This is a genomic window from Arthrobacter sp. B3I9 (assembly GCF_030816935.1).
Lineage (GTDB): Bacteria > Actinomycetota > Actinomycetes > Actinomycetales > Micrococcaceae > Arthrobacter.
The window spans coordinates 3,978,681-4,002,394 of record NZ_JAUSYO010000001.1; the positions used below are offsets into that span (position 1 = coordinate 3,978,681).

Sequence of the window (23,714 nt, forward strand, 5' to 3'; positions counted from 1 at the left end):
CATGACTGAACTCCCCCTGATCGGCGAGGCCATCGCTGTGGCCGCGGAGCCCAGCCTCGCGGGCGCCCGGATCGGCGTCGTCACCTTCCCCGGAACCCTTGATGACCGGGACGCCGCGCGTGCCGTCCGCCTTGCCGGCGGCACCCCGGTTTCCCTCTGGCATGCCGACACGACGCTGGGCGACGTCGACGCCGTCGTCATCCCCGGAGGCTTTTCCTACGGCGACTATCTCCGTGCCGGCGCGATCGCACGGTTCGCGCCCCTGATGTCCAAGGTCATCGACGCCGCCAATTCGGACGCCAAACTGCCCGTACTCGGTATCTGCAACGGCTTCCAGATCCTCACGGAATCGCACCTGCTGCCCGGCTCCATGATCAAGAACGACCACCTGAAGTTCATGTGCCGCGACCAGACCCTCCGGGTGGAGAACAACACCACGGACTGGACCGGCGATTATGCCGCCGGCCAGGAAATTGTCGTGCCGCTGAAGAACCAGGACGGCCAGTACCTCGCGGACGAGAAAACCCTCGATGCCCTGGAGGCTGAAGGCCGCGTCGTGTTCCGCTACGTCGGCTTCAACCCGAACGGCTCCCGCCGCGACATCGCCGGCATCTCCAACGCCGCCGGCAACGTGGTGGGCCTCATGCCGCACCCGGAACACGCGGTCGAGGTAGGCTTCGGACCCGAATCGCTCGACGGCATCGGCGGCTCCGACACCCACGGCCTCGGTTTCTTCACCTCCGTCCTGAACAAGATTGTGGGAGGCGCCAAATGAGCATCGACACCACCAAGAAATTCAACATCGACACCGTTGAAAACGCCGCCAAAACCCCGGACACCGAGCTTCCTTGGGCAGAACTGGGCCTGAAGCAGAACGAGTTCGAGGAGGTCGTGAAGGTCCTGGGCCGCCGTCCGACCGGCGCCGAGCTCGCCATGTACTCCGTGATGTGGAGCGAGCACTGCTCCTACAAGTCCTCCAAGAACCACCTGCGCCAGTTCGGCGAGAAGGTGACCGAGGAGATGAAGAAGGACATGCTGGTCGGGATCGGCGAAAACGCCGGTGTCACCAACCTCGGTGACGGCTGGGCCGTGACGTTCAAGATCGAGTCCCACAACTCGCCGTCGTTCGTGGAGCCCTACCAGGGTGCCGCAACCGGCATCGGCGGCATTGTCCGCGACATTATCTCCATGGGTGCCCGCCCGGTGGCCGTGATGGATCCGCTGCGCTTCGGCGCCATCGACCATCCGGACACGGCCCGCGTCATGCACGGCGCCGTGGCCGGTATCGGCGGCTACGGGAACTCCCTGGGGTTGCCGAACATCGGCGGCGAGATGGTCTTCGACTCCGTGTACCAGGGGAACCCGCTGGTCAACGCCCTGGCAGTCGGCGTGATGCGCCACGAGGACATCCGCCTCGCCAACGCCTCCGGCAAGGGCAACAAGGTGGTGCTGTTCGGCGCCCGCACCGGCGGTGACGGCATCGGCGGCGCCTCCGTGCTGGCCTCGGAGTCCTTCGACGACACCAAGCCCTCCAAGCGTCCCGCGGTGCAGGTGGGTGACCCCTTCGCCGAGAAGGTCCTGATCGAGTGCTGCCTTGAGCTGTTCAAGGGTTCGCTGGTTGAAGGTATCCAGGACCTCGGCGCCGCGGGCATTTCCTGCGCCACGTCCGAGCTCGCCTCCAACGGCGACGGCGGCATGGAAGTCGAGCTGACTTCCGTGCTGCTGCGCGACCCGACGCTGACCCCGGGCGAAATCCTGATGTCTGAGTCGCAGGAACGCATGATGGCCGTGGTCACCCCCGAGAACGTCGCCGCCTTCGAGGCGGTCATGGACAAGTGGGCCGTCGAGTACTCCTGGCTGGGCCACGTCACCGACACGGGCCGCCTCATCATCACCTGGGACGGCGAGGTCATCGTCGACGTCGACCCGCGGACCGTGGCGCATGACGGACCGGTCTACGACCGCCCGTACGCCCGCCCCAAGTGGCAGGACTCCGTGCAGTCCGACGTCTTCACCGGATCCGTGCAGGACGCCGGCCGGCCTTCCACCGCGGAGGAGCTGGCCGCAGCCGTCACCGAGCTCATTGCCTCGCCGAACATGTGCGACAAGTCCTGGATCACCAACCAGTACGACCGGTACGTCGGCGGCAACACCTCGATGGCCATGCCGGACGACGCCGGCGTGGTCCGGGTGGACGAGGAAACCGGCCTGGGCGTGGCCCTGGCCACCGACGCCAACGGCCGCTACACCTTCCTCGACCCGTACCACGGTGCGCAGCTGGCCTTGGCCGAGGCGTACCGCAACGTTGCCACCGCCGGCGCCGTGCCGATGGCCGTCAGCGACTGCCTGAACTTCGGCTCCCCCGAGGACCCCGACGTGATGTGGCAGCTGGCGGAGGCCATCCGCGGCCTCTCCGACGCCTGCATGGAGCTGGGCATCCCGGTCACGGGCGGCAACGTCTCGCTGTACAACCAGACCGGAACTGTCCCGATCCACCCCTCCCCGGTGGTCGCGGTGCTCGGCAAGCTCGACGACGTCGCCCGGCGCACGCCGTCGGGCTGGCGCGAGGACGGCCAGGCCATATACCTGCTCGGCACGACGGCGGCAGAGCTGGACGGTTCGGAGTGGTCGAACCTCCGGGGCCACCTGGGCGGGCTGCCGCCGAAGGTTGATCTCGGCGCTGAACGGGCGCTGGGCGAAATCCTGATCAACGCCTCGCGCGACGGCATGATCGATTCCGCCCACGACCTCTCCGAAGGCGGCCTCGCGGCAGCCCTCGTGGAGTCCTCGCTGCGCTACGGCGTGGGAGCGCGGATCGCCCTCCAGGATGTCCTGGACCGCGACGGCGTGGACCTGTTCACGGCGCTGTTCTCCGAGACCCAGGGCCGCGCCGTCGTGGCCGTGCCCCGCTCAGAGGAGATCCGGTTCACGGACATGTGCACCGCCCGCGGCTTCGCCCACGTCCGGATCGGTGTTGTGGACGCCGAGAGCGGCAAGCTGGAGATCAACGGCGTCGAGAGCCTGTCGCTCGAGTCGCTCCGCGAAGCCCACGAGGCGACCCTGCCGAAGTACTTCGACTGAGTTTCATCGATTGCTCCGTAACCGCCGTTTTGAACCCTCAAAATGGCAGTTGCGGAGCAATCGTTGGTTAACGGCCGGGCCGCCAGCCGGCCTGAAGGAGTGCGGCGCGCACCTTGGCCACCGCGGCTTTGGCGTCATTGAGCATGTGCTGCTTGGAAATACGGACCTCGGTCCAGCCCAGGGCCGCGTACCGCTCGGACCGGGCAATGTCCCGGACGATCTGCTCGTTGTCACCGTGGTGTTCGCCCTCGTACTCGATGCCGATCCTGTACCGGCGGTACGCGAGGTCGGGCTCGTGGTGGCGGACGCCGTCGTCCGTAATGATGGGCTTGTTCAGCTCCGGCTCGGGCAGGCCTGCCCGCACAATCGCCAGCCGGAGCATCGTCTCCTGCGGAGAATCAGACCCCACCCGGATGAGCTCGATCGCTTCCTTGGCCTTGCGGATGCCTGGCTTCCCCTTGTGCCTGTAGATCATCCGCTGCAGGTCAGAAACGTCGCAGTGCGGGCTGTCCCGGCCCTCAAGGTCGGCCCGCGGCACGCGAACACAGCTATCCCCCAGAGCCACAACCTCATCCACGGACAGCGTTTCCGCCATGTCCAGCCAGGTGCGCTCAGGAGTGGTTACAGAAATGCCTCGCACCGTGGTGATTTCGTCGTCGTACAGTTTCATCCGGTGCACGACGACGTATGGCCGGTTGAGATGGGCCGCGCCCTCCGGCCTGATGATGTGAAAGGTCTCGGGAGTTTCTTTCCGCCGTCGTCGCGGCAGCAACAGGAGCTCCGCCGCGGTGACGTGCGACGCGGCGCACCGCTCGTTGACTTCAATAAAGGGGCGCACTCTGATGCCCAGGGGGAGCTCGGCCGTCGTCGCGGGACCCCTGATTCCCTTACCGAGGGCGTGCAGCGAACCATGCCGCAGCCGCTTCGGCGACACTCCGGCGTGTGCAGCCTCAGCAACGGTGAAAGGGCGGTCCTGGAGCTCCCCCGGCAATTGCCTTGCGGTCTTCATCGACCCATCGGACCAGAATCCGGCCGGCCGTGCAGAAGTTATCCACACGGCCCATCGATTGCTCCGCAACGGCCCTTTTGAGCCTTCAAAACGGCCGTTGCGGAGCAATCGTTGGGGGTTAGCAGTCGATGGGTGTTAGTCGTCGCTGCGGAGTTCGCGCTGGCGGGCGCTGAGCAGCTCGAGTTCCGGGCGTGCTGCCATGAAGCGTTCGACGGCGGTCAGCACCTCCACGAGGTGCGCCCGGTCCGCAGCCACCAGTCCGACGCCGATCACGGTGCGCCGGTACTGGTCCTGCAGCCCCGCTTCGGTGACGGAAACGTCGAACCGGCGCTTGAGCTCGGCGAGCACGGGACGCACCACCGAGCGCTTCTCCTTGAGACTGTGGACGTCGCCAAGCAGCAGGTCGAATTCAATCCAGCCAATCCACATGTCCTAAGCCTATCCATTGCTCCGTAACCGCCCTTCTGAGGCTTCAAAACGGCGGTTACGGAGCAATCGATGGGGTTAGATGGTGAGTTCGCCCATCTGGTCCCAGCCCTCGCCGTCGAGCTGGCGGCTGATGATCCGGGGTGTCTCCGCGAGGGCCTGTGGCATGTCCGCCATGGCCTTCTGGAAGTGGGCACTGTTAACGTGGTCCCCGGCGGCGTCGTCCTTGAAGGCCTCGACCAGGACGAACTCGTTAGGGTCCTCGATGCTCCGGGACCAGTCGAACCACAGGTTCCCCGGCTCCCGGCGGGTTGCCTGCGTGAAGTCCTCCACAAGGCCGAGCCAACGCTCGGACCATTCGGGCTTGACCTTGAACTTGACGACAATGAAAATCACTGGCTGATCCCTTTCCTGGGGTTTTCGAAGTTTCCGAAGCTTCCATTCTGCAGCACCTCAACAGGCACCGATGGCCTCCCGTGCCAGCTGCTGCTGCTGCGGGGTTCCCACCCTGACGGCCCACTGTTCGGCGAGCTGGAACTCCACCATCGCCTCGGTGCAACGCCCGGCGTGGTGCAGGATCCAGCCCAGCTTGATGTGCAGCGCCGCGAGCCACCGCCTGGTCCGGTCGTCGTGTACCGTCGACGCGTACTCCAGGGCGCTGCGGGTCCACGTCTCGGCGTGGGCTGTGTCCGCGGCCGCCAGCATCTGGAGCGCATCGACGGCCAGGTATTCCTCGCTCAGATGGTCAGCGAGCTCGGCGGCCTGTTCGAGCAGCGGCACGGCCATTTCCGCGTGGCCGCTCGAGTTCAGCACCCTCCCGCGCTCCAGCAGCACCCGGACCGCCACGGTCGGCTCGTCGCCATCGATGGCGTCTAGCACCGCGTCCGCCTCCTCGAAACGGCCTTGCAGCCCGATCGCCCGGCCCAGCTGGGTTCCAAGTTCGGCGCGTTCGTCCGGGTCAAACCGGTCCTCGGACATCGCGGCGCGGAAGCGGGCTTCCGAGATCTCCGGGTGCTCGAAGTCCCAGAGTTGGTCAAGGGTCTGTTGGGTCAGCATGTGCGTGCTCCTGATCAGCTCTCACCGGCGGCCAGTTGACGTGCACTTTCAATGTAGCGGGAAGTGACCCGGCTCCGCGCCCACTTCGTCAGGGCGCCGCCCGCGGCGTAAAACCAGTTGGAGGGCGTGCCGAAGGCGGTAATGGCGATGCTGACGCGGCCTTCCCCGTCGATCTCGACCTCGAAGGCTTCCTCGCCGCGGACGGGATGTCCGGGCAGCGTCCCGTATCCGAATCCTGCGGATTGCGGCCCGTCGCCGGGCAGCGGCCGCCGGACCCAGACCACCTCGCAGGGGGCGTTGATGCGGAACGGGCCGAGACCGAATCCGCTGACCACCCGCGTGCCAGGGACCACCGCGTCGGACTCCGCGCGCACACGCAACCCGGCGCCCTTCTGCAGCCGCCAGGTCAGAATGCCGTCGGCCACGCGCCGGTACGTCGCATGGCCTTCTCCCAAGTAGGCCCGGGTGATGACGGATTCCAGGTGCGCGGGGAGAGGCCCATGCTCTGTGAGGCCAATCCCGTCGTAGTTCAGCTCACCCGCGGCGAGCCGAGGACCGGTCACCGCCGTCCCTGCGGGCCAGTCCCCCGCGGACCGGCATCCTCCGGACCAGGACCCTGCGGACCGGCATCCTCCGGGCCAGGACCCTGCGCCAGCCGGGACCAGCCCAGCTGCTCCTGCTGGCGCCGGCTCAGGGTGGCTACGACCAGGTCGTAGGAGTCCTCAACCATGTCCCTGATCATCGAGTCCGGCAACGTGCCGTCCAACCGGACGCCGTTCCAGTGGGTCTTGTTCAGGTGCCAGGCTCCGGTGATCTCCGGGTGTGCGGAGCGCAGCTGCTCGGCCAGCGCCGGCTCACACTTCAGGCTCACGGAAAAGTCGTCCTCGTCCATGGCGGACAGTGCGAACATCTTGGCTTCGTGGCGGCCGCCGTCCGCAACCGCCGCGCGTACCTTGAAGACGGACGTCTCAGGCCCGAACGGAAAATCCTCGAAGGCGCCGGGAAAGTCCAGGCAGAATTTCCGGAGCGCAGCTGGATCCATGCCTAGAGCCTACTTCGCTTGCCGTTCATTCGGCGGCGGTCCCGCGGCTTAAAGCCCGAAACGCCGGGCGTCCTGGGCCGGGCAGGCGTTCATGATGACATCGAGACCGGCCGCCTTTGCTCGTGCGGCGGCCTCTTCGTCGATGACTCCCAGCTGCATCCACACGGCTTTGGCCCCGACGGCGATCGCCTGGTCCACGACTGCCCCTACTTTTTGGGAGTTCACAAAACAGTCGACGACGTCGATGGGGCGCTTTTCCGCGGGGATGTCGGCAAGCCGTTCGTAGCCTGGCTCGTTGTGGACGGGGTCGCCGGGAAGATTGACCGGGATGATCTCCATGCCGAGCCGGTCCCGGATGAACAGCGAGGTGTCGTAGGCCGCCCGCCACTGATTGGTGGTCAGGCCGACGATGGCCCATCGTCCCTTGGTGCGCAGGAGCCGTTCGAGGACGGCAGGATCGTTGACGTGAGGCATGAGCACAGCCTAGCCCCCGCGGCAGCACTGGCACCTGCTGCGGCGGCGCGCACAAGGGATGTCCCCGAAGATGTGAATGACCGGCCAGTGCCGGGACGCCACGTGACCGAATATTACGCGGCGCCACAAAGAAATTAGGCAAATCTGGTCGGCTCCGTTTTAGTAGGAAGTGACCATCCCGAGCGGCCGAGAGACCTGGATCGATGAAGCCGCAGCAACCCTGGTCGCCGGAAGTCCTCCCTGGGCTTCGGCGATAGCAAGGATTTGAGCCACGGGAACCATCGGACTGACCACCCGATACAACGGCTCATTCCGTAGGGTGCTACTGCCAGGACCGATGGAGTATTCCTATGTCTGCTGTCCTGTCCTCTTCCGCGACCGAAACACCCGCCGCGGGCACTTCCAGCGGAACGCCCGCGCTGCCGGTTTCCTTCCGCGGGCTGCGCCGCACCTTCGGTAAGGGCTCCGGCGCCCGCACCGTCCTCCGGGACCTTGACTTCGACGTCCATGCCGGCGAGGTCCTGGCGATCCTCGGCACGTCAGGCTGCGGCAAGTCCACCCTGCTCCGGGCTACGGCCGGGCTCGACTCCCCCACCTCGGGAAGCGTCGACATCGACGGCACCCCGGTCCAAGGCATCGACGCCCGCTGCGCCTTCGCCTTCCAGGAACCCCGCCTGCTTCCGTGGCACACCCTGCAGGCCAACATCGCGATTGGCCTGCCCACCGGGGTCAGCGCCCGGGACGGCAAGGCCAGAGTGTCCCGCCTGCTCGAACTTGTCGGCCTCCAGGACTTCGCCAAGCACCGCCCGCGCGAGATCTCCGGCGGCATGGCCCAGCGCGCCTCCCTGGCCCGCGCCCTCGCCCGCAACCCGGGCGTCCTGCTGCTCGATGAGCCGTTCGGCGCACTCGATGCCCTCACCCGGATCAAGATGCAGGACCTGTTGCTGGACATCCACCGCGCGGCGCCCACCACGGTGCTGCTGGTAACCCACGACGTCGACGAGGCCCTCCAGCTTGCCGACCGCATCATCATCCTCGGCAAGGAACCGGCCGGGGACGGCTCTTCCGCCGCCGCGCCGGGGGCCACGATCGTCCGCACGGTCACGGTGCCGGGCAAACGGCCCCGGGACCGCGGCTCCGTGGAACTGGCCCGAATGCGGGCCTCGCTGCTCGAAAGCCTCGGCGTCGACGGCCACTAGCCCTACTGGTGCCCGTGCCCGGCCGGCCGGACGCCTCACCCGCCCGGCTGCCCCGGGACACCGCAAACCTCCCCCGCAAACCCCGCCCCGATCTTCTCCTCCTCCGCTCGCCTCATCCGATCTCTGTCCCGAAGGATCTCCATGTCATTCGCCCGCAAAGCCACCCGCAACTCAGTACCGCGCCGTTCAGTGCTTGGTGCGGCCGCCGTTTCGGCCGCCCTCCTGCTGAGCGGCTGCGTCGCCGGTGAGGGTTCCGGCGGGGCGCCGGCAGCGAGCGGCGCCGTCGAAGGCGGCACCCTCAACATCGACTTCGCCACCTACAACCCGCTGAGCCTGGTCATCAAGAAGAAGGGCTGGCTGGAAGCCTCGCTCAAGGACCAGGGCGTGACCGTCAACTGGGTGCAGTCCGCAGGATCCAACAAGGCCAACGAGGCACTGCGCTCCGGCGCCGTCGACGTCGGCTCCACCGCGGGATCCGCCGCGCTGCTGGCCCGGGCCAACGGCTCACCGATCAAGACCATCGACATCTACTCCCAGCCGGAGTGGGCAGCGCTGGTGGCCGGCCCCGCGTCCACCATCACCAAGGTCGCGGATCTCAAGGGCAAGTCCGTGGCTGCGACGAAGGGCACGGACCCGTACTTCTTCCTGGTGCAGTCCCTTGCCGAGGCCGGGCTCTCCGCCAAGGACGTCACGGTGCAAAACCTCCAGCACGCGGACGGGCGGACCGCGCTGGAAAACGGGTCGGTGGATGCGTGGTCCGGCCTGGACCCGATCATGGCAGGGGCCGAGCAGAAGGGCGCCAAACTCTTCTACCGGAACCTGTCGTTCAACACCTATGGCTTCCTCAACGCGACCGAAACGTTCCTGAAGAACAAGCCCAAGCAGGCGCAGGCTGTGGTCAACGCCTATGAGAAAGCCCGGGCCTGGGCCGCTGCCAACCCGGACGAAACCGCACAGATCCTCGCCGACGTCGCGGGCTTGGACCTCGCCGTTGCTAAGACTGTGGTGCTGGAACGCAGCAACCTCGACGTCGACCCGGTGCCGGGCGAAGCGCAGCGGAAGGTCCTGGCGAAGATCGGTCCCACCTTCGTGGAGACCGGAGATGTCGCCAGCCAGAAGCAGGTCGACGACGCCGTTGCCTCCATTCTTGATGACTCGCTGGTGAAGAAGGCGGACGCGTCCGCCATCAAGGATTCCTGATGTCCCGCCTCGGAAATCCCTTCCTCACCGGCAACAGTGTTGCGGGCGGACGCGCTGCAGCCGTCCCCGCAACTCCAGCAGACGCTGCCCAGCCGGGCTCGCCCGAAACAGGTGCGAGCGGCTCCCCGGCGAACGGATGGTCCCCCGCCGGGATCCTGGCCAACGGCTGGGCGCGTCTGCTCCTTGGACTGATTCTGCCGGCGGCGGTGCTGGCGGCCTGGCAGCTGTCCACCGCTGCCGGGATCTTCAGCGTCGTACAGCTCCCGCCGCCCGCCATGGTGCTGGAGGCCGGGCTCGATCTGCTCCAGCGCGGGCAGCTGGGCCAGCACATTGCCATCTCCACCCAGCGCGTGCTGGTCGGCTTCGCCGCCGGGGCTGCCCTCGGGCTCGTGCTCGGCTCGCTCGTGGGACTGTCCCGGTTGGCCGACGTCCTGCTGGCCCCGACCATCGGGGCGCTGCGGGCTGTACCGTCCCTGGCATGGGTGCCGCTCCTCATCCTCTGGATGCGCATTGGCGAGGACTCCAAAATCACCCTGATCCTGATCGGCGCTTTCTTCCCGGTCTTCACCACGGTCTCCCTGGCCCTGCGCCACGTTGACCGGAACCTCGTCGAAGCGGCGCGGGCCTTCGGGCTCAAGGGCGTCAGGCTCCTGACCACCGTCCAGCTCCCCGCGGTCGTCCCCGCGGTCTTCTCCGGACTCCGGCTGGCCCTGGCGCAGGCATGGTTGTTCCTGGTGGCTGCCGAACTCATCGCATCCTCGATGGGGCTTGGCTTCCTGCTGACGGATTCCCAGAACAACGGCCGCACCGACCGGCTGCTGCTGGCAATCGTGTTGCTCGCGGTGATTGGAAAAATAACGGATGGCCTGCTGGGCCTGGCAGAGAAATGGGCGGTGAAACGATGGGCCTGAACACCACAGGAACCACGCTGGCCGAACGCGGCGCCACTGCAACCGCCACGGATTCCTTCCCCTCAACGGAGGCGGAACGCATCGCGTTCTGGGAGCAGGCGGCCCTGCGCCTCGACTGGGAGCCGGCGCCCGGCAGCCAGTCCCCCGCGCAGGACAGAGTGCAGGACAGAGTGCAGGACAGGCCGTGGCACACGGCGCACCGCTTCGTCCCCGCCGACGTCGACGCCGGTACCGGCCCGGCCATCACCTGGTTCGAGGGCGGCAAACTCAACGTCGCGTACAACTGCGTGGACCGCCATGTCGCGGCCGGCCGCGGCGACAAAGTGGCCCTCCATTTCGAGGGCGAACCCGGCGACCGCCGCACCGTCACCTACGCCGACCTCCAGCGGGAGGTGTCCAAGGCCGCGAACGCCCTCCTCGGCCTCGGCATCACCAAGGGCGACCGGGTGGTCATCTACCTCCCCGTCATCCCCGAAACCGTGATCGTCACCCTCGCTGTGGCCCGCATCGGTGCCATCCACTCACTGGTCTTCGGCGGCTTCTCCGCGGAGGCGCTCAAGTTCCGTGTGGAGGACACCGGCGCCAAGCTGCTCGTCACCACCGACGGCCAGTTCCGCCGCGGAAACGCCGTGCCGGTCAAGGACAACGCTGACGCCGCCGTCTCCGGCGACAACTCCATCGAACACGTCCTCGTGGTCAACCGCACCACGGCACCGGAACTGCTGGATACCGTGCCGATGACCGAAGGCCGCGACGTCTGGTGGCACGACGCCGTCGGGCAGGCCTCCGACGTCCACGTCCCGGAGGCGTTCGACGCCGAGACGCCGCTGTTCATCATGTACACCTCCGGAACCACGGGCAAGCCCAAAGGCCTCGTGCACACCTCCGGCGGGTACCTCACCCAGGCGTCCTGGAGCTTCGAGCACCTGTTCAGCAACCCGGACCCCGCCCTCCGCGACCGGGACGTCCACTGGTGCACCGCCGACCTCGCCTGGGTCACGGCCCACACCTACGAGCTCTACGGCCCGCTCTCCAACGGCGTCACCCAGGTGATCTTCGAGGGCACTCCCAACACCCCGCACCCGGGCCGCCACTTCGAAATCATCGAACGGTACGGCGTCACGCAGTACTACACCGCCCCCACGCTGGTCCGCTCCCTGATGGGGTGGTTCCCGGACGGCGTCCCGGACACCTACGACCTCTCGTCGATCCGGATGCTTGGAACCGTCGGGGAAGCCGTCAATCCGGAAGCCTGGCGCTGGTTCCGGGCCAACGTCGGCGCCGGTACCGCACCGGTGGTGGACACCTGGTGGCAGTCCGAAACCGGCGCCACCATCCTCTCCCCCGCTCCGACCGACACGGAGTTCAAGCCCGGCTGCGCGGCCCGGCCGTTGCCCGGCGTCAGCACCCGGATCGTGGACGACGCCGGCAGGACGGTACCGCCGGGCGTCCATGGCTTCATCGTGGTGGACGCCCCCGGCCCCGCCATTGCCCGCACGGTGTGGGGCAACCCGCGGCGGTACTTCGATTCGTACTGGCGCCAGTACGCCGACCAGGGCTGGTTCCTGGCCGGTGACGGCGCCAAGTATGACGACGACGGCGACATCTGGATCCTTGGCAGGGTGGACGACACGCTCAATGTCTCCGGGCACCTGCTCTCCACCATCGAAATCGAATCGGCCCTGGTGTCCCACCCGGCCGTCGTGGAAGCGGGCGTCTGCCCGGTCGAGGATCGGAAGACCGGCCACGCGATCGTCGCCTTCGTCGTATTGAAATCCCCGCACGCAGACGGGGAGATCACCTCCGAGCTGAAGGCGCATGTGGCGAAGCAGATCGGGCCGATCGCCAAACCGCGCGACGTCGTCGTCGTCCACGATGTGCCCAAGACGCGCAGCGGCAAGATCATGCGCCGGCTGCTCACCCAGCTGTTCGAGGGAACCACGCTCGGGGACACGACATCCCTGCAGAACGAACCATCGATCGCCGGCATCCAGCGCGTCCTGCACGAGCGCTCCAACCCAGCAGTAAATTCCCGGAAGTAAGGAACACCATGACCGAGATCAGCAACGTCGCACGCCTCTCCGAACCACTCAAATTCGCCTACTGGGTTCCGAACGTCTCCGGCGGCCTGGTGGTGTCCACGATTGAACAACGCACCAGCTGGGACTTCGACTACAACAAGAAGCTCGCCCGCATCGCAGAAAACTCGGGCTTCGAATACGCGTTGTCCCAGACGCGCTACGCCGCCTCCTACGGCGCGGACAAGCAGCACGAGGCGACCTCGTTCAGCCTGGCCCTGCTCGCGGCAACCGAGCGGCTGAAGGTCATCGCGGCCGTCCACCCGGGCATGTGGCACCCCGGTGTCCTGGCGAAGTACATCATCACCGCCGACCACATCTCCAACGGCCGCGCGGCCGTGAACATCGTCTCGGGCTGGCTGAAAAGCGAGTTCACCAACTTCGGCCTCGAATGGCTGGAACATGACGAACGCTACGTCCGCACCGAGGAATTCATCCGCGTGCTCCGCGGACTGCTGACCGAAAAGAACTTCAGCCAGTCCGGCAAGTACTACAACATCACCGACTTCACCCTGCAGCCGGCCCCCGTGGATGTGCCGGGACGTGCGCACCCGGAGATTTTCTTCGGCGGCAACTCCACGGCAGCCCAGGCCACGGCCGGCCGCGTGGCGGACTGGTACTTCTCCAACGGCAAGGACCTCGAGGGCTTCAAGGAGAACATCGCCGGCGTCTTGGCTTCCGCAGGAGAAAGCAAGCGCGGCACGGAGGGTGCCCTGGCGGCCCCGAAGTTTGGCCTCAACGGCTTCGTGATTGCCCGCGATTCCGAAAAAGAAGCGCGCGAAACCCTGCGCGAGATTGTGGCGAAGGCGCACAAGCCTGCCGTCGAGGGCTTCCGCGACGCCGTGCAGGAAGCCGGCGCCTCCACCAAGGACGGCAAGGGCATGTGGGCCGATTCCTCCTTCGAGGACCTGATCCAGTACAACGACGGCTTCAAGACCCAGCTGATCGGCACCCCGGAGCAGATCGCCGAACGGATTGTGGAGTACAAGAAGATCGGCGTGAACCTGCTCCTGACCTGCTACCTGCATTTCCAGGAGGAGGTGGCCGCGTTCGGCAAGGACATCCTGCCGATTGTCCGGGAGCTTGAGGCGGACCTGGCCCGCAAGCACGGCACCGAGCTTGACCTCTCGCAGACGCCCGCCACGAAAATTGAGGTAAACGCATAATGGCTGACCGCACCTTTGGATTCCGCACCCGCGCCCTGCACGCCGGCGGCACCCCCGACGCCGAACACGGTGCCCGCGCGGTGCCGATCTACCAGACCACGTCCTTCGTGTTCAAGGACACCCAGGACGCCGCGAACCTGTTCGCGCTGCAGAAGTACGGCAACATCTACTCCCGGATCGGCAACCCCACGGTCGCCGCGTTCGAGGAGCGCATCGCCTCGCTTGAGGGCGGCATCGGTGCCGTGGCCACGTCCTCGGGCATGGCCGCGGAGTTCATCACCTTCGCCGCGCTGACCCAGGCCGGAGACCACATCGTGGCGGCGTCCCAGCTTTACGGCGGCACCGTGACCCAGCTGGACGTCACGCTGCGGCGCTTCGGGGTCGACACCACCTTTGTCCCGGGGACGGACCCGGCGGACTACGCCGCCGCCGTGCGGGAGAACACGAAGGCGATTTTCGTCGAGGTGGTGGCCAACCCCTCCTCGGAAGTCCAGGACCTTGCCGGCCTCGCGAAGGTTGCGAACGACGCCGGCATCCCCCTCGTCGTCGACGCCACCTTGAGCACGCCCTACCTCGTGCGGCCGCTCGAACACGGTGCGGACATCGTGATCCACTCCGCCACGAAGTTCCTCGGCGGCCACGGCACCACCCTCGGCGGCGTGATTGTCGAAAGCGGCCGCTTCAACTGGGGCAACGGCAAGTTTCCCACCATGACCGAACCCGTCCCCTCCTACGGCAACGTCTCCTGGTGGGGCAACTTCGGCGAATACGGCTTCCTGACCAAGCTCCGCTGCGAGCAGCTGCGCGACATCGGACCCGCGCTGTCCCCGCAGTCGGCCTTCCAGCTGCTGCAGGGCGTCGAAACGCTCCCGCAGCGCCTGGACGAGCACCTGAAAAACGCCCAGGCCGTTGCGGAATGGCTCGAGGCCGACGACCGGGTGGCCTACGTGAACTTCTCCGGGCTGCCCTCGCATCCGCACTTCGAGCGGGCCAGGAAGTACCTGCCGCTGGGACCGGGCTCGGTGTTCTCCTTCGGTGTGAAGGGCGGCCGCGCCGCGGGCCAGAAGTTCATCGAGGCTTTGCAGCTGGCCTCGCACCTGGCCAACGTGGGCGACTCCCGGACCCTGGTGATCCACCCCGGTTCCACCACACCCACCAGCAGCTGAGCCCGGAACAGCTCGAATCCGCCGGCGTTCCGGAGGACCTGGTCCGGATCTCGGTGGGGCTCGAAGACATCGAAGACATCCTCTGGGACCTGGACCAGGCCCTGGACGCCGCATCTGCCGTAGAAGCGGACACCGAGTCCTCCACGGCGCTTGAGCCCACCGCGGAGACCTGCACGATTGGAGCACTGTCATGAGCACCGAAGACCGCACCTGGACGGGCCCTTCCGCTCCGGAACGGCTGAACCTGCTGCGGCAGGCAAAGTCGATCGCGATTGTGGGGGCCTCGGACAAGCCCTCGCGTGCCAGCTACTTCGTGGCGACCTACCTGCAGTCCTCCACCCGGTACAAGGTGTACTTCGTGAACCCCGTGGTGAAGGAGATCCTGGGTGAACCGACGTACGCCTCGCTGGCCGACCTGCCGGAGAGCCCGGACATCGTGGACGTCTTCCGCAAGCACGACGACCTGCCCGGGGTCCTCGACGAGGCCATTGCGGCGGGCGCCAAGACCCTCTGGCTGCAGCTCGGTTCGTGGCATGAGGAGGTGGCCAAGGAAGCGGAAGCGGCCGGCCTCGACGTCGTGATGGACCGCTGCGTGAAGATTGAGCATGCCCGCTTCCACGGCGGCCTGCACCTGGCCGGCTTCGACACCGGCGTCATCTCCTCGAAGCGCCAGGTCCTGGCCTAGCTGTATCACCTGGCCCAGCTGTACTACCTGACCCAGCTGTACTAAACAGTCCCGTCCCCCTGCCGGCGTGCCGGCAGGGGGACAACCATCGGGACATCAGGGCTTCGCGGTGCCGGCGTCCTCCCGCAGAACCACCTTGTACGCCTCCACCCTCCGGTCCGTGACCGTCGTCGGCGACTCCAGGTGCACGGCCCCTGAGGGCAGGATGCCGGCCCCGCCGAACTTCTCCATCACCCGCCACTGCGCAACGACATCCTCGCCGGCGTGCTCCGGGGGCAGGAGGTCCCAGAAGCGGAAGCCGCCGGTGTCCTCCAGCGCCTGGCGGTTGTACAGGGCGCAGCCGCCCAGCCAGGCCACCCGGTAAGGAACCCACTCCCCCGGCTGCAGCTCGAGGTCCGCACTGAGGTGGCTGAGGTTGGCGGCGTTGTGCAGCGGCCACCGTTCGAAGCCCGGGCTCTCCGGCCGGACCCTTTCCGGTGTGACGGCTCCGTCCCACCGTTCGAAGGTCACTACCTCCTGGGGTCGCCGGTCAGTGAGGTAAGACAGTCCCTGCGGCGCCATGCCCACAAAGCCGCAGCCTAACTCCAGCAGTGCCTTGTCCATCCGTTGCAGCGCGCCCGGTTCCAGCCAGATGTCGTCGTCCAGAAACAGGCAGTGCCGCGTTCGGGCCTGCTCCAGCAGAAAATGCCGGTGTTCGGCCAGGCCCAGCCGGGGTACATGGCGCAACACCACTACTTCGCGGCCCTGGGCCTGCAGGACACGGATCATCGCGGCAGGGGCAGGGTGCTGCCACGCCGGCTGTTCGCGGGACTGGTCGCTGATCACCACCCGGAAGGACGGGTCGCGCTGGGCCGCCAGGCCGGCCAGCGTGACAGCGAGCTCCGCGGGTCGGTCGCACGTCGGTATCAGGACATCCACGCTGGGAGGCTCGGCGGAGGCATCGGGTTCACGCGCCCACGATTCCGATGTCCTGTGGCTCATGACCTTCTCCCGTCCCCGGATCAATCCTCGGTGTCGGGGCCTTCGGCAGGATCCTGCGTGTGGACCCGGATCTCCGATGCATCGGCGTCCGGATCCCCTTCAGCGGGCACCTCGCTGTGGCGGCGCTCGCCTGCCTCTGGCGTTTCGCTCATGTCGAATCCTTTCCTGTACCTCCCCCAACGGCCGGTCTGCGGCCGCTCCTTGGCACTGGCCGGGAATCCCTGGCAGTGCCGGAAGGCTTTTTTCTCATGGTGTCTTGGACGCGAACCGCGGTCAAGGCCTTGTTCAACGCCGACGGCGGACCGCCCAAACACCTGAGTAACAATGCATTGGAATGCATCATTTGGAGGGCTAGCGTTGTCCCTTAGGGCGCACTGGCCCGTTTGACCGCTTTTTTGGCAAAGGAGCTGCAATGAGCAGGATCACCGTCCAGGCAGCCAGCTTGGCGCAGGACCTTACAGGTTTGGTGCCGGGGGGCAGGGTGCTGACCGACACGGAGTCCCTCCTCCGCTACAGCCATGACGACGCCGAGTGGGCACCCTACGAGACCCCGCTCGCCGTCGTGCTGGCATCGGCAACGGAAGAAGTCGCGAATGTCGTCCGCTACGCGGCACAACGGGGACTCCATGTCGTACCCAGAGGCGCGGGAACGGGATTGTCCGGCGGTGCAAACAGCGTGGCCAACTGCATCGTGCTGTCCTTGGAGCTCATGACTGCGATCCTTGAGATCGATACCGACGAGCGTCTGGCCGTTGCCCAGGCCGGCGTCATCAATGACGTCCTCCGCCAGGCGGTGGGGCGGGTGGGGCTCTGGTACCCGCCGGACCCGGCCAGTTCCGCCATCTCGACCATCGGCGGCAATGCAGCCACCAATGCCGGCGGGATCTGCTGCGTGAAGTATGGCGTCACCCGGGATTACGTGCTGGGTATGACAGTGGTGCTTGCCGACGGTGAAATCGTCCACCTTGGGCACCGGACTGCAAAGGGCGTGACCGGCTACGACCTGACCGGGCTGATGGTCGGTTCAGAGGGCACGCTGGGGATCATCACGGAGGTCACCGTGAAGCTCCTGCCGTTGTCCGGCCGGGAAGAAAAGGGCATCATCGGGTACTTCCCCTCACTGCGCGCCGCGGGGGATGCCGTGGCCGCCGTATCCGCAGCAGGCGTGGTGCCTGCCGCCCTGGAACTCATCGACCATACCTGCCTGCGGGCGGTCGACGAGTGGCTGGGCCTTGGCCTGCCCGGGGACGTTGAAGTTCTCCTCCTTGCCAAGATCGATGAACCCGGAACTACCGGTGCTGATCTCGCCGACCGTCTGGCGGGCATCTTCACCGATTCCGGCGGCACCAATATCGAACAGGCCACGGACCCGGAGGAGATAGACCGGCTCTTCCTTGCCCGGCGGATGGCATATCCCGCCCTTGAACGGCTTGGCCCGGTCCTAACCGAGGATGTGTGCGTGCCCCGGTCCGCCGTTCCGGAAATGCTCTCCCGCATCCAGTCATCAGCGGTTAAACACAATGTGGTCATCGCGAACATCGCCCATGCCGGTGACGGAAACCTCCACCCGCTCATCATCGCACCTGTCGGCGCCCTGGCAGCGGTGGCCCGGGCCAAGACAGCCTTCGACGAGATCGTCGACGACTGCCGTGAGCTGGGCGGCACCGTGACGGGTGAACACGGAGTCGGCCTGCTCAAACTGCCCGGGGCGGCCGAGGAACTGGAGCAACGAGTCATCAGCCTCCACGGCAGCATCAAAAGTGCCCTCGACCCCCTCGGCACCCTTAACCCAGGCAAGGCATTCCCCCAGCAAACCCAGCCATAGACGCCGGCTAGCTCTTACGGCCGAGCTCCTAGCACCGAGGACCACAATGACCTCTTCCACTCAGCTGTCCGCCGCCGATGCAGCCATGCGCAAACTGGTTGTGCGCAAAGTGTCCCGTCGGCTGCTTCCGTTTCTCGGCCTCCTGTACCTGATCAACTATCTGGACCGAACGAACCTGGCCTTTGCAGCGCCTCACGGCATGAACGAGGCGCTCGGGCTGACGGCGACCACGTTCGGGTTGGCCTCAGGCTTGTTCTTCATCGGCTACCTGATCCTCGAGGTGCCCAGCAACCTGGCCCTGCACAAGTTCGGCGCCAGACGTTGGATGGCCCGGATCATGGTCAGCTGGGGGATCATCGCCACGCTGATGACTTTCGTCCCGAACGCAGAGACCCTGTACGTCCTTCGCTTCCTGCTCGGGGTGGCGGAGGCCGGGTTCTTCCCGGGCATCATCTTCTACATGACCTTCTGGTTCCCGAAGCAGCAACGGGCCAAAGCCCTCGCCCTGTTCATCCTGGCCGTTCCCCTGTCCTCGGCCGTCGGAAGTCCGCTGTCCTCGATGCTCATCACGGCAGGCCACCAGGTATTCTTCGGGCTGGACGGCTGGCGGTTCATGTTCCTGGTTGAAGGTATTCCTGCCATCGTCTTTGGCGTCATCTGCTGGTTTTACCTGACGGACAGGCCGGCGAAGGCCACCTGGCTGAACCCGAACGAACGTGAGTGGCTCCAGCGTGAGATCGACTCCGAGGCCGAGGACACCGCCAGCCGCCACCACCTGTCCATCAAGGACGCACTGACCAAGGGCCGCGTCTGGGCCCTAGCGTTCGTCTACTTCGGCATCGTTTACGGCCTCTACGCCATCAGCTTCTTCCTGCCCACGATCGTTGCCGGCTTCAAGAAGGAGTTCAACACCGATTTCACGGTGTTGCAGCAGGGATTCATCGTCGCAATTCCCTTCGCCTTCGGGTGCCTGTCCATGTACTTCTGGGCCATGCACGGCGACAAGACCGGCGAGCGGATCTGGCACGTCGCGGCACCCACAGCAATTGGTGGGATAGCCATTCCCATCGCCCTGTACCTGAACTCTCCCCTGGCCGCCATGGCAGCCATTACGGTGTGCACCATGGGCATCTGCGCCGCACTGCCCACATTCTGGCCGCTGCCCAGCCTGTTCCTGACCGGCGCTTCCGCGGCCGCCGGCATTGCTCTCATCAATTCCTTCGGCAACCTGTCCGGCTTCATCGGGCCGCTGGTGACAGGCAAGCTGGCCGAGGTCACAGGCTCCCAGCAGGCCGGGATGTGGGTCGTGGGCGCGGTCATGGTCCTGGCGGCCGTCGTCGTGGTGGCCCTGAAGTCCACCCTCGCGCCGGACCTCCGAGGCGCGACCGCAGCCGAAGCGGACAAGGCGGCCTAGTAAAACCCGGCACGGTCACTTTAACGCGATACGGTCGTTGCACCTCCCGATGAAGGGTGGTGCAACGACCGTCAGAACCCAGGCTTTCCCGCGAAGGCGACCCTCCGCCGTCGTACTCTCCCCGTAAGTGGGTCCGCCGTAGGCGGGGCAGGCGACGTCAGTCAGTCAGGGTCAGTCAAGGATCAGGTCGTTGATCACGATCGTCTGGTCGCGGTCCGGGCCCACACCGATGGCCGAGAACCGCGTTCCAGAAAGCTTTTCCAGGGCCAGCACGTAGTTCTTGGCGTTTTCCGGGAGGTCCTCCAAGGTGCGGGCCCCGGTGATGTCTTCCGTCCAGCCCTCGAAGTACTCGAAGATCGGCTTGGCGTGGTGGAACTCGGTCTGGGTCATCGGCATTTCGTCGTGCCGGACACCATCAACGTCGTAGGCCACGCAGACCGGGATCTGCTCGATGCCGGTGAGCACATCGAGTTTGGTGACGAAGTAGTCCGTGAAGCCGTTGACCCGGGAGGCGTGGCGCGCCAGCACGGCGTCGTACCATCCGCAGCGGCGCGGACGGCCGGTGTTGACGCCGAACTCGCCGCCGGTCTTCTGCAGGTACATGCCCATCTCGTCGAACAATTCTGTGGGGAACGGCCCGGCGCCGACGCGGGTGGTGTACGCCTTGATGATGCCGATGGAACGCGAGATCCGGGTGGGGCCGATGCCCGACCCGACGGAGGCGCCGCCGGCCGTCGGGTTGGAGGACGTCACGAACGGGTACGTGCCGTGGTCGACGTCCAGGAACGTGGCCTGGCCGCCTTCCATCAGGACAACTTTGCCCTCGTCAAGGGCGGTGTTCAGGACGAAGGTGCTGTCGATAACCAGCGGGCGGAGGCGCTCTGCGAAGGACAGGAAGTAGTTCACGATCTCGTCCACCTCGATGCTGCGGCGGTTGTAGACCTTGACCAGCAGACCGTTCTTCTGGCGGAGCGAGCCCTCGACCTTCTGGCGCAGGATGGAGGCGTCAAAGACGTCCTGCACCCGGATGCCGAGGCGGGCCACCTTGTCCATGTAGGCCGGGCCGATGCCGCGGCCGGTGGTGCCGATGGCCCGGCTGCCGAGGAAGCGCTCGGTGACCTTGTCCAGCACCTGGTGGTAGGGGGCCACGAGGTGGGCGTTGGCGGAGACGCGCAGCTTCGACGTGTCCGCGCCGCGGGCTTCCAGTCCGTCAATTTCCTGGAACAGGGCCTCCAGGTTCACCACGCAGCCGTTGCCGATGATCGGAACCGCGTTCGGGCTCAGGATGCCGGCCGGAAGGAGCTTGAGCTCATACTTCTCACCGCCCACGACGACGGTGTGGCCCGCGTTGTTGCCGCCGTTGGGCTTGACGACATAGTCAACCCGGCCGCCAAGCAGGTCAGTGGCTTTACCTTTACCTTCGTCGCCCCACTGGGCTCCGACGATCACGATTGCTGGCATGGGATCCTCCCCCATTCGTTCGGGCTGACCTTCGGTGATCCACCAGGGAGCCATGGGATGCTCCGAGGTGCTTCGCCTGGGGTCAGCGCCGTTCATGAGAATGCCCCGAATCTACCGCTGTGCTCTTCCATCAACGCCAGAGTCCGGGGCTCTTACCACCCAAGTTTAGCGGATAGGGGCCCGTAGCCCGTAGCGGGTGTTGACGCAATATGCGCCAGCCGGGCCTGCAGGCGACATACTGCAACCCCGACTTGCGGAACATCCGGCAGTGCAATTGAGTGGGAGTTGACCATCCCGAGCGGCCGAGGGACCTGGACCTTTGACGCCGCAGCAACCCTGACCGGCACCCGCATGTGACCGGCAAAGGTGCTACCGCCAGGACCGATGGAAGGAACCGCTATGCTCCCGAACACAGACCACATCCGGGTAACCCACGCCGGCTCCCTGCCCCGCACCCCCGAATTGATCGCCGCCAACAAGGCCAAGGAAGCGGAGGGCATAACGCCCGAATTCCTCGACCTGCTGGAGACCTCCGTTGTGGACGTGGTGCAGCGCCAGAAGGACCTCGGCATCGACATTGCCAACGACGGCGAATACGGGCACACCATGTCCAGTTCCGTTGACTACGGGGCCTGGTGGAACTACTCCTTTTCCCGCCTCGGAGGCCTGGTGCCGACGGACGTCGACCGCTGGGCCGACGCAAAAGTGCACCGCTCCAGCCCCGGAAACATCGTCCTGACCTCCTTCCCGGACCGGCGCGACCGGCAGAAGTTCGACGAGGCGTACAGCGACCCCTCATCCGGAATCCTGGCGCACCGCCGGAGCGTCACCCAGCCGAAGATCGCCGGGCCCCTGACTTACACCGGACAGGCACTCGTGGCTTCGGACATCGCCAATCTCAAGACCGGGCTGGCCGCGGCAGGGCTTACCGAGGGCTTCGTTGCGTCCTTGTCCCCCGGGTCCTGCGCCCGCGTCGCCAACGAGTACTACGCAAGCGATGAGGAACTGCTCTACGCCTGCGCCGACGCCATGCGCGAGGAGTACAAGGCCATCATCGACGCCGGGCTCACGGTACAGCTCGACGACCCCTCACTGGCCGAAAGCTGGGACCAGATCAACCCCGAGCCAAGCCTGCCGGACTACCTCAAGTTCATTCAGCTCCGCGTCGAGGCCACGAACTGGGCCCTGCGCGATCTGCCGCAGGAGCGGATCCGGCTGCACGTCTGCTGGGGCTCCTGGCACGGGCCCCACACCACGGACATCCCCTTCGCGGACATCATCGATTCCGTCCTGCAGATCAATGCCGGCGGCTACTCCTTCGAGGCCGCGAACGTCCGGCACGAACACGAATGGCGGGTCTGGGAGAACACAAGGCTTCCCGAGGGCAAGGTCATCATCCCCGGCGTCGTCTCGCACGCCACCAACGTCGTGGAACACCCGGACCTCGTGGCGGACCGGATCGTGCGGTTTGCGCAGCTTGTTGGCCGGGAAAACGTGATTGCGTCCACGGACTGCGGCCTCGGCGGCCGGGTGCATCCGCAGATTGCTTTCGCCAAGCTGGAAGCACTCGGCGAGGGCGCACGCCGTGCCAGCCGGAGACTCTGGTGACCGGCTGGAGCCCTCGGGGGTTTCCTGGCCGGTCCAGCACGTCGCGGGGCTTGATAGACTGATAAGGATCGACTCGGAATCGGTCCACCTCACCTTTTCAATCCACACCATGTTTTGGCGTGCCCGTACAACGGCGAGCCGTGCACGGCCTGGCAGCTTGACCAATCCCGCAGGAGACTCAGCAATATATGACAGCCTTGGCTACTGAAAATTTTCGCGAACAGCTACTGAGCCGCCGCTACGAACCTAGCGTCGCAGCCGTAAACGAGCTGTGCGACACGCTCCAGTCCGCCAAGCCCGGTACGAATGTCGCGTACGTGGACCCCATCCATGACGTCGACGAGTGCCGCATCATCAGCCTCTACTCCAACATCGGCACCGCCGACCCGTCCGGCTTCATCACCGCCGGTGAGGACGAAGCGGCCACCCGCATGCTGGGCATCCAGTGGAAGCTGGGCCTGCGGCCGGAGTTCGTCATGCCCTGGAACGTCCACCCGTGGAACGTGGCAGGCCAGCCCAACGGCAAATTCACCCCCGACCAGATCTCGGCCGGCCTGAAGCCGCTGCTGAAGTTCCTGGCCCTCGTGCCGCGCGCGTCCGTGATCGTCGCGCACGGGACCGAGGCCAACCGCCTGGCGAACATGCTGCTCAAGACCGAAGTGCCCATGATCTGGCGCCGCGGCCTCAAGACCTACAAGGTCCGTTCACTCAGCGGCCGCGCCTTCGCCGGAACCCCTGCCCGCCAGGAACAGTATCTCGAGGAGATGCACGCGGCCTACGCCGATGCCATGGCCCGCACCGGGTTGACCAAGGCCAGCTGATCCCCACCCGCCCCCTGACCTCGCACGCTCGGCCAGGGAACCCGGCGGGCGTGGGCCCAAACCGGCTTAACGACGGCGGGCGCCCACCGAAAGGTGGGCGCCCGCCGTCGT

The 23,714-nt window shown here is 66.3% G+C and carries 21 protein-coding genes, 2 pseudogenes and 1 riboswitch; of the genes and pseudogenes, 13 read left to right on the forward strand and 10 right to left on the reverse strand.

Features of this window, described 5'->3' with window-relative positions; all coding sequences use genetic code 11:
- Position 1 precedes the first annotated feature (1 nt).
- Entirely contained in the window at positions 2 to 775 is a 774-nt protein-coding gene (gene purQ, locus QFZ65_RS18345) for a phosphoribosylformylglycinamidine synthase subunit PurQ (RefSeq protein WP_306912201.1), read from the forward strand.
- Positions 772 to 3,081 carry a phosphoribosylformylglycinamidine synthase subunit PurL gene (purL, locus tag QFZ65_RS18350; protein WP_306912203.1) on the forward strand — a complete coding sequence of 770 codons (2,310 nt, stop codon included), beginning with the start codon at positions 772 to 774 and terminating at the stop codon, positions 3,079 to 3,081. The genes purQ and purL overlap by 4 nt, the downstream gene beginning before the upstream one ends.
- 67 nt (positions 3,082 to 3,148) lie before the next feature.
- Here the strand turns inward: purL and QFZ65_RS18355 are convergent, their stop codons facing one another.
- The 7 genes and pseudogenes from QFZ65_RS18355 to QFZ65_RS18385 form a co-directional block, all read right to left on the reverse strand.
- Positions 3,149 to 4,090 (reverse strand): hypothetical protein, encoded by a 942-nt coding sequence (locus QFZ65_RS18355; protein WP_306912205.1) that lies wholly within the window; start codon positions 4,088 to 4,090, stop codon positions 3,149 to 3,151.
- Between the two features lie 135 nt (positions 4,091 to 4,225).
- Positions 4,226 to 4,519, reverse strand: coding sequence for a DUF503 domain-containing protein (locus QFZ65_RS18360; protein ID WP_306912206.1), 294 nt, complete (start codon positions 4,517 to 4,519; stop codon positions 4,226 to 4,228).
- A gap of 75 nt (positions 4,520 to 4,594) precedes the next feature.
- Positions 4,595 to 4,912 carry a putative quinol monooxygenase gene (locus tag QFZ65_RS18365; RefSeq protein WP_306912208.1) on the reverse strand — a complete coding sequence of 106 codons (318 nt, stop codon included), beginning with the start codon at positions 4,910 to 4,912 and terminating at the stop codon, positions 4,595 to 4,597.
- 57 nt (positions 4,913 to 4,969) lie between these two features.
- Positions 4,970 to 5,572 (reverse strand): hypothetical protein, encoded by a 603-nt coding sequence (locus QFZ65_RS18370; RefSeq protein WP_306912210.1) that lies wholly within the window; start codon positions 5,570 to 5,572, stop codon positions 4,970 to 4,972.
- 14 nt (positions 5,573 to 5,586) lie between these two features.
- On the reverse strand, positions 5,587 to 6,135 hold the full coding sequence (locus QFZ65_RS18375; protein ID WP_306912212.1) for a DUF1990 family protein: 549 nt from the start codon (positions 6,133 to 6,135) through the stop codon (positions 5,587 to 5,589).
- 74 nt (positions 6,136 to 6,209) lie between these two features.
- Positions 6,210 to 6,614: pseudogene (locus tag QFZ65_RS18380) on the reverse strand (MmcQ/YjbR family DNA-binding protein); the annotation flags it as partial.
- A 48-nt stretch (positions 6,615 to 6,662) separates the two neighbouring features.
- The gene (locus QFZ65_RS18385; RefSeq protein WP_306912214.1) at positions 6,663 to 7,088 is read right to left on the reverse strand and encodes a CoA-binding protein; all 426 of its coding nucleotides are present in this window, start codon (positions 7,086 to 7,088) and stop codon (positions 6,663 to 6,665) included.
- A gap of 350 nt (positions 7,089 to 7,438) precedes the next feature.
- On the opposite strand from QFZ65_RS18385, the gene QFZ65_RS18390 reads away from it, so the two are divergent.
- The 7 genes and pseudogenes from QFZ65_RS18390 to QFZ65_RS18420 all read left to right on the forward strand — a co-directional run bounded on the left by QFZ65_RS18390 (position 7,439) and on the right by QFZ65_RS18420 (position 15,493).
- A complete protein-coding gene (locus QFZ65_RS18390; protein ID WP_306912215.1) occupies positions 7,439 to 8,287 on the forward strand; it encodes an ABC transporter ATP-binding protein in 849 nt (282 codons plus the stop codon).
- A 141-nt stretch (positions 8,288 to 8,428) separates the two neighbouring features.
- Positions 8,429 to 9,487: an aliphatic sulfonate ABC transporter substrate-binding protein gene (locus tag QFZ65_RS18395; protein ID WP_306912217.1), complete on the forward strand. Its 1,059-nt coding sequence runs from the start codon at positions 8,429 to 8,431 to the stop codon at positions 9,485 to 9,487.
- Complete coding sequence (locus tag QFZ65_RS18400; RefSeq protein ID WP_306912219.1) at positions 9,487 to 10,398, forward strand: ABC transporter permease; 912 nt, start codon at positions 9,487 to 9,489, stop codon at positions 10,396 to 10,398. Before QFZ65_RS18395 ends, QFZ65_RS18400 begins: the two co-directional genes overlap by 1 nt.
- The gene (gene acs, locus QFZ65_RS18405) at positions 10,374 to 12,440 is read left to right on the forward strand and encodes an acetate--CoA ligase (protein ID WP_306912221.1); all 2,067 of its coding nucleotides are present in this window, start codon (positions 10,374 to 10,376) and stop codon (positions 12,438 to 12,440) included. Before QFZ65_RS18400 ends, acs begins: the two co-directional genes overlap by 25 nt.
- Before the next feature lie 8 nt (positions 12,441 to 12,448).
- The gene (gene sfnG, locus QFZ65_RS18410; protein ID WP_306912223.1) at positions 12,449 to 13,642 is read left to right on the forward strand and encodes a dimethylsulfone monooxygenase SfnG; all 1,194 of its coding nucleotides are present in this window, start codon (positions 12,449 to 12,451) and stop codon (positions 13,640 to 13,642) included.
- Positions 13,642 to 15,002 (forward strand): annotated as a pseudogene (locus QFZ65_RS18415) (O-acetylhomoserine aminocarboxypropyltransferase/cysteine synthase family protein). Before sfnG ends, QFZ65_RS18415 begins: the two are co-directional and overlap by 1 nt.
- Complete coding sequence (locus QFZ65_RS18420; RefSeq protein ID WP_306912225.1) at positions 14,999 to 15,493, forward strand: CoA-binding protein; 495 nt, start codon at positions 14,999 to 15,001, stop codon at positions 15,491 to 15,493. The pseudogene QFZ65_RS18415 and the gene QFZ65_RS18420 overlap by 4 nt, the downstream one beginning before the upstream one ends.
- Positions 15,494 to 15,589: 96 nt before the next feature.
- Here the strand turns inward: QFZ65_RS18420 and QFZ65_RS18425 are convergent, their stop codons facing one another.
- Positions 15,590 to 16,474, reverse strand: a complete 885-nt coding sequence (locus QFZ65_RS18425) for a glycosyltransferase family 2 protein (protein ID WP_306912227.1) — start codon at positions 16,472 to 16,474, stop codon at positions 15,590 to 15,592.
- Between the two features lie 20 nt (positions 16,475 to 16,494).
- Positions 16,495 to 16,626 carry a hypothetical protein gene (locus tag QFZ65_RS18430; protein WP_306912229.1) on the reverse strand — a complete coding sequence of 44 codons (132 nt, stop codon included), beginning with the start codon at positions 16,624 to 16,626 and terminating at the stop codon, positions 16,495 to 16,497.
- A gap of 260 nt (positions 16,627 to 16,886) precedes the next feature.
- On the opposite strand from QFZ65_RS18430, the gene QFZ65_RS18435 reads away from it, so the two are divergent.
- Together QFZ65_RS18435 and QFZ65_RS18440 are read left to right on the forward strand one after the other, a co-directional pair.
- Entirely contained in the window at positions 16,887 to 18,299 is a 1,413-nt protein-coding gene (locus QFZ65_RS18435) for an FAD-binding oxidoreductase (RefSeq protein WP_306912231.1), read from the forward strand.
- A 46-nt stretch (positions 18,300 to 18,345) separates the two neighbouring features.
- Complete coding sequence (locus QFZ65_RS18440) at positions 18,346 to 19,713, forward strand: MFS transporter (protein ID WP_306912233.1); 1,368 nt, start codon at positions 18,346 to 18,348, stop codon at positions 19,711 to 19,713.
- Between the two features lie 171 nt (positions 19,714 to 19,884).
- On the opposite strand, the gene QFZ65_RS18445 is transcribed toward QFZ65_RS18440, so the two are convergent.
- Positions 19,885 to 21,174 carry an adenylosuccinate synthase gene (locus tag QFZ65_RS18445; protein ID WP_306912235.1) on the reverse strand — a complete coding sequence of 430 codons (1,290 nt, stop codon included), beginning with the start codon at positions 21,172 to 21,174 and terminating at the stop codon, positions 19,885 to 19,887.
- 286 nt (positions 21,175 to 21,460) lie between these two features.
- Positions 21,461 to 21,565: riboswitch (SAM riboswitch) on the forward strand.
- Between the two features lie 8 nt (positions 21,566 to 21,573).
- On the opposite strand from QFZ65_RS18445, the gene QFZ65_RS18450 reads away from it, so the two are divergent.
- Both QFZ65_RS18450 and QFZ65_RS18455 read left to right on the forward strand, forming a co-directional pair.
- On the forward strand, positions 21,574 to 22,782 hold the full coding sequence (locus QFZ65_RS18450) for a cobalamin-independent methionine synthase II family protein (RefSeq protein WP_306912237.1): 1,209 nt from the start codon (positions 21,574 to 21,576) through the stop codon (positions 22,780 to 22,782).
- 188 nt (positions 22,783 to 22,970) lie between these two features.
- Positions 22,971 to 23,603, forward strand: a complete 633-nt coding sequence (locus QFZ65_RS18455) for a uracil-DNA glycosylase (RefSeq protein WP_306912239.1) — start codon at positions 22,971 to 22,973, stop codon at positions 23,601 to 23,603.
- Positions 23,604 to 23,714: the final 111 nt, after the last annotated feature.

Excerpts from the sequence above, each read along its gene's own strand:
- purQ (WP_306912201.1), top strand. The coding sequence starts at position 2 with ATGACTGAACTCCCCCTGATCGGCGAGGCCATCGCTGTGGCCGCGGAG.
- purL (WP_306912203.1), top strand. The coding sequence starts at position 772 with ATGAGCATCGACACCACCAAGAAATTCAACATCGACACCGTTGAAAAC.
- QFZ65_RS18355 (WP_306912205.1), bottom strand. The coding sequence starts at position 4,090 with ATGAAGACCGCAAGGCAATTGCCGGGGGAGCTCCAGGACCGCCCTTTC.
- QFZ65_RS18360 (WP_306912206.1), bottom strand. The coding sequence starts at position 4,519 with ATGTGGATTGGCTGGATTGAATTCGACCTGCTGCTTGGCGACGTCCAC.
- QFZ65_RS18370 (WP_306912210.1), bottom strand. The coding sequence starts at position 5,572 with ATGCTGACCCAACAGACCCTTGACCAACTCTGGGACTTCGAGCACCCG.
- QFZ65_RS18385 (WP_306912214.1), bottom strand. The coding sequence starts at position 7,088 with ATGCCTCACGTCAACGATCCTGCCGTCCTCGAACGGCTCCTGCGCACC.
- QFZ65_RS18390 (WP_306912215.1), top strand. The coding sequence starts at position 7,439 with ATGTCTGCTGTCCTGTCCTCTTCCGCGACCGAAACACCCGCCGCGGGC.
- QFZ65_RS18395 (WP_306912217.1), top strand. The coding sequence starts at position 8,429 with ATGTCATTCGCCCGCAAAGCCACCCGCAACTCAGTACCGCGCCGTTCA.
- QFZ65_RS18400 (WP_306912219.1), top strand. The coding sequence starts at position 9,487 with ATGTCCCGCCTCGGAAATCCCTTCCTCACCGGCAACAGTGTTGCGGGC.
- acs (WP_306912221.1), top strand. The coding sequence starts at position 10,374 with ATGGGCGGTGAAACGATGGGCCTGAACACCACAGGAACCACGCTGGCC.
- sfnG (WP_306912223.1), top strand. The coding sequence starts at position 12,449 with ATGACCGAGATCAGCAACGTCGCACGCCTCTCCGAACCACTCAAATTC.
- QFZ65_RS18420 (WP_306912225.1), top strand. The coding sequence starts at position 14,999 with ATGAGCACCGAAGACCGCACCTGGACGGGCCCTTCCGCTCCGGAACGG.
- QFZ65_RS18425 (WP_306912227.1), bottom strand. The coding sequence starts at position 16,474 with ATGAGCCACAGGACATCGGAATCGTGGGCGCGTGAACCCGATGCCTCC.
- QFZ65_RS18430 (WP_306912229.1), bottom strand. The coding sequence starts at position 16,626 with ATGAGCGAAACGCCAGAGGCAGGCGAGCGCCGCCACAGCGAGGTGCCC.
- QFZ65_RS18435 (WP_306912231.1), top strand. The coding sequence starts at position 16,887 with ATGAGCAGGATCACCGTCCAGGCAGCCAGCTTGGCGCAGGACCTTACA.
- QFZ65_RS18440 (WP_306912233.1), top strand. The coding sequence starts at position 18,346 with ATGACCTCTTCCACTCAGCTGTCCGCCGCCGATGCAGCCATGCGCAAA.
- QFZ65_RS18445 (WP_306912235.1), bottom strand. The coding sequence starts at position 21,174 with ATGCCAGCAATCGTGATCGTCGGAGCCCAGTGGGGCGACGAAGGTAAA.
- QFZ65_RS18450 (WP_306912237.1), top strand. The coding sequence starts at position 21,574 with ATGCTCCCGAACACAGACCACATCCGGGTAACCCACGCCGGCTCCCTG.
- QFZ65_RS18455 (WP_306912239.1), top strand. The coding sequence starts at position 22,971 with ATGACAGCCTTGGCTACTGAAAATTTTCGCGAACAGCTACTGAGCCGC.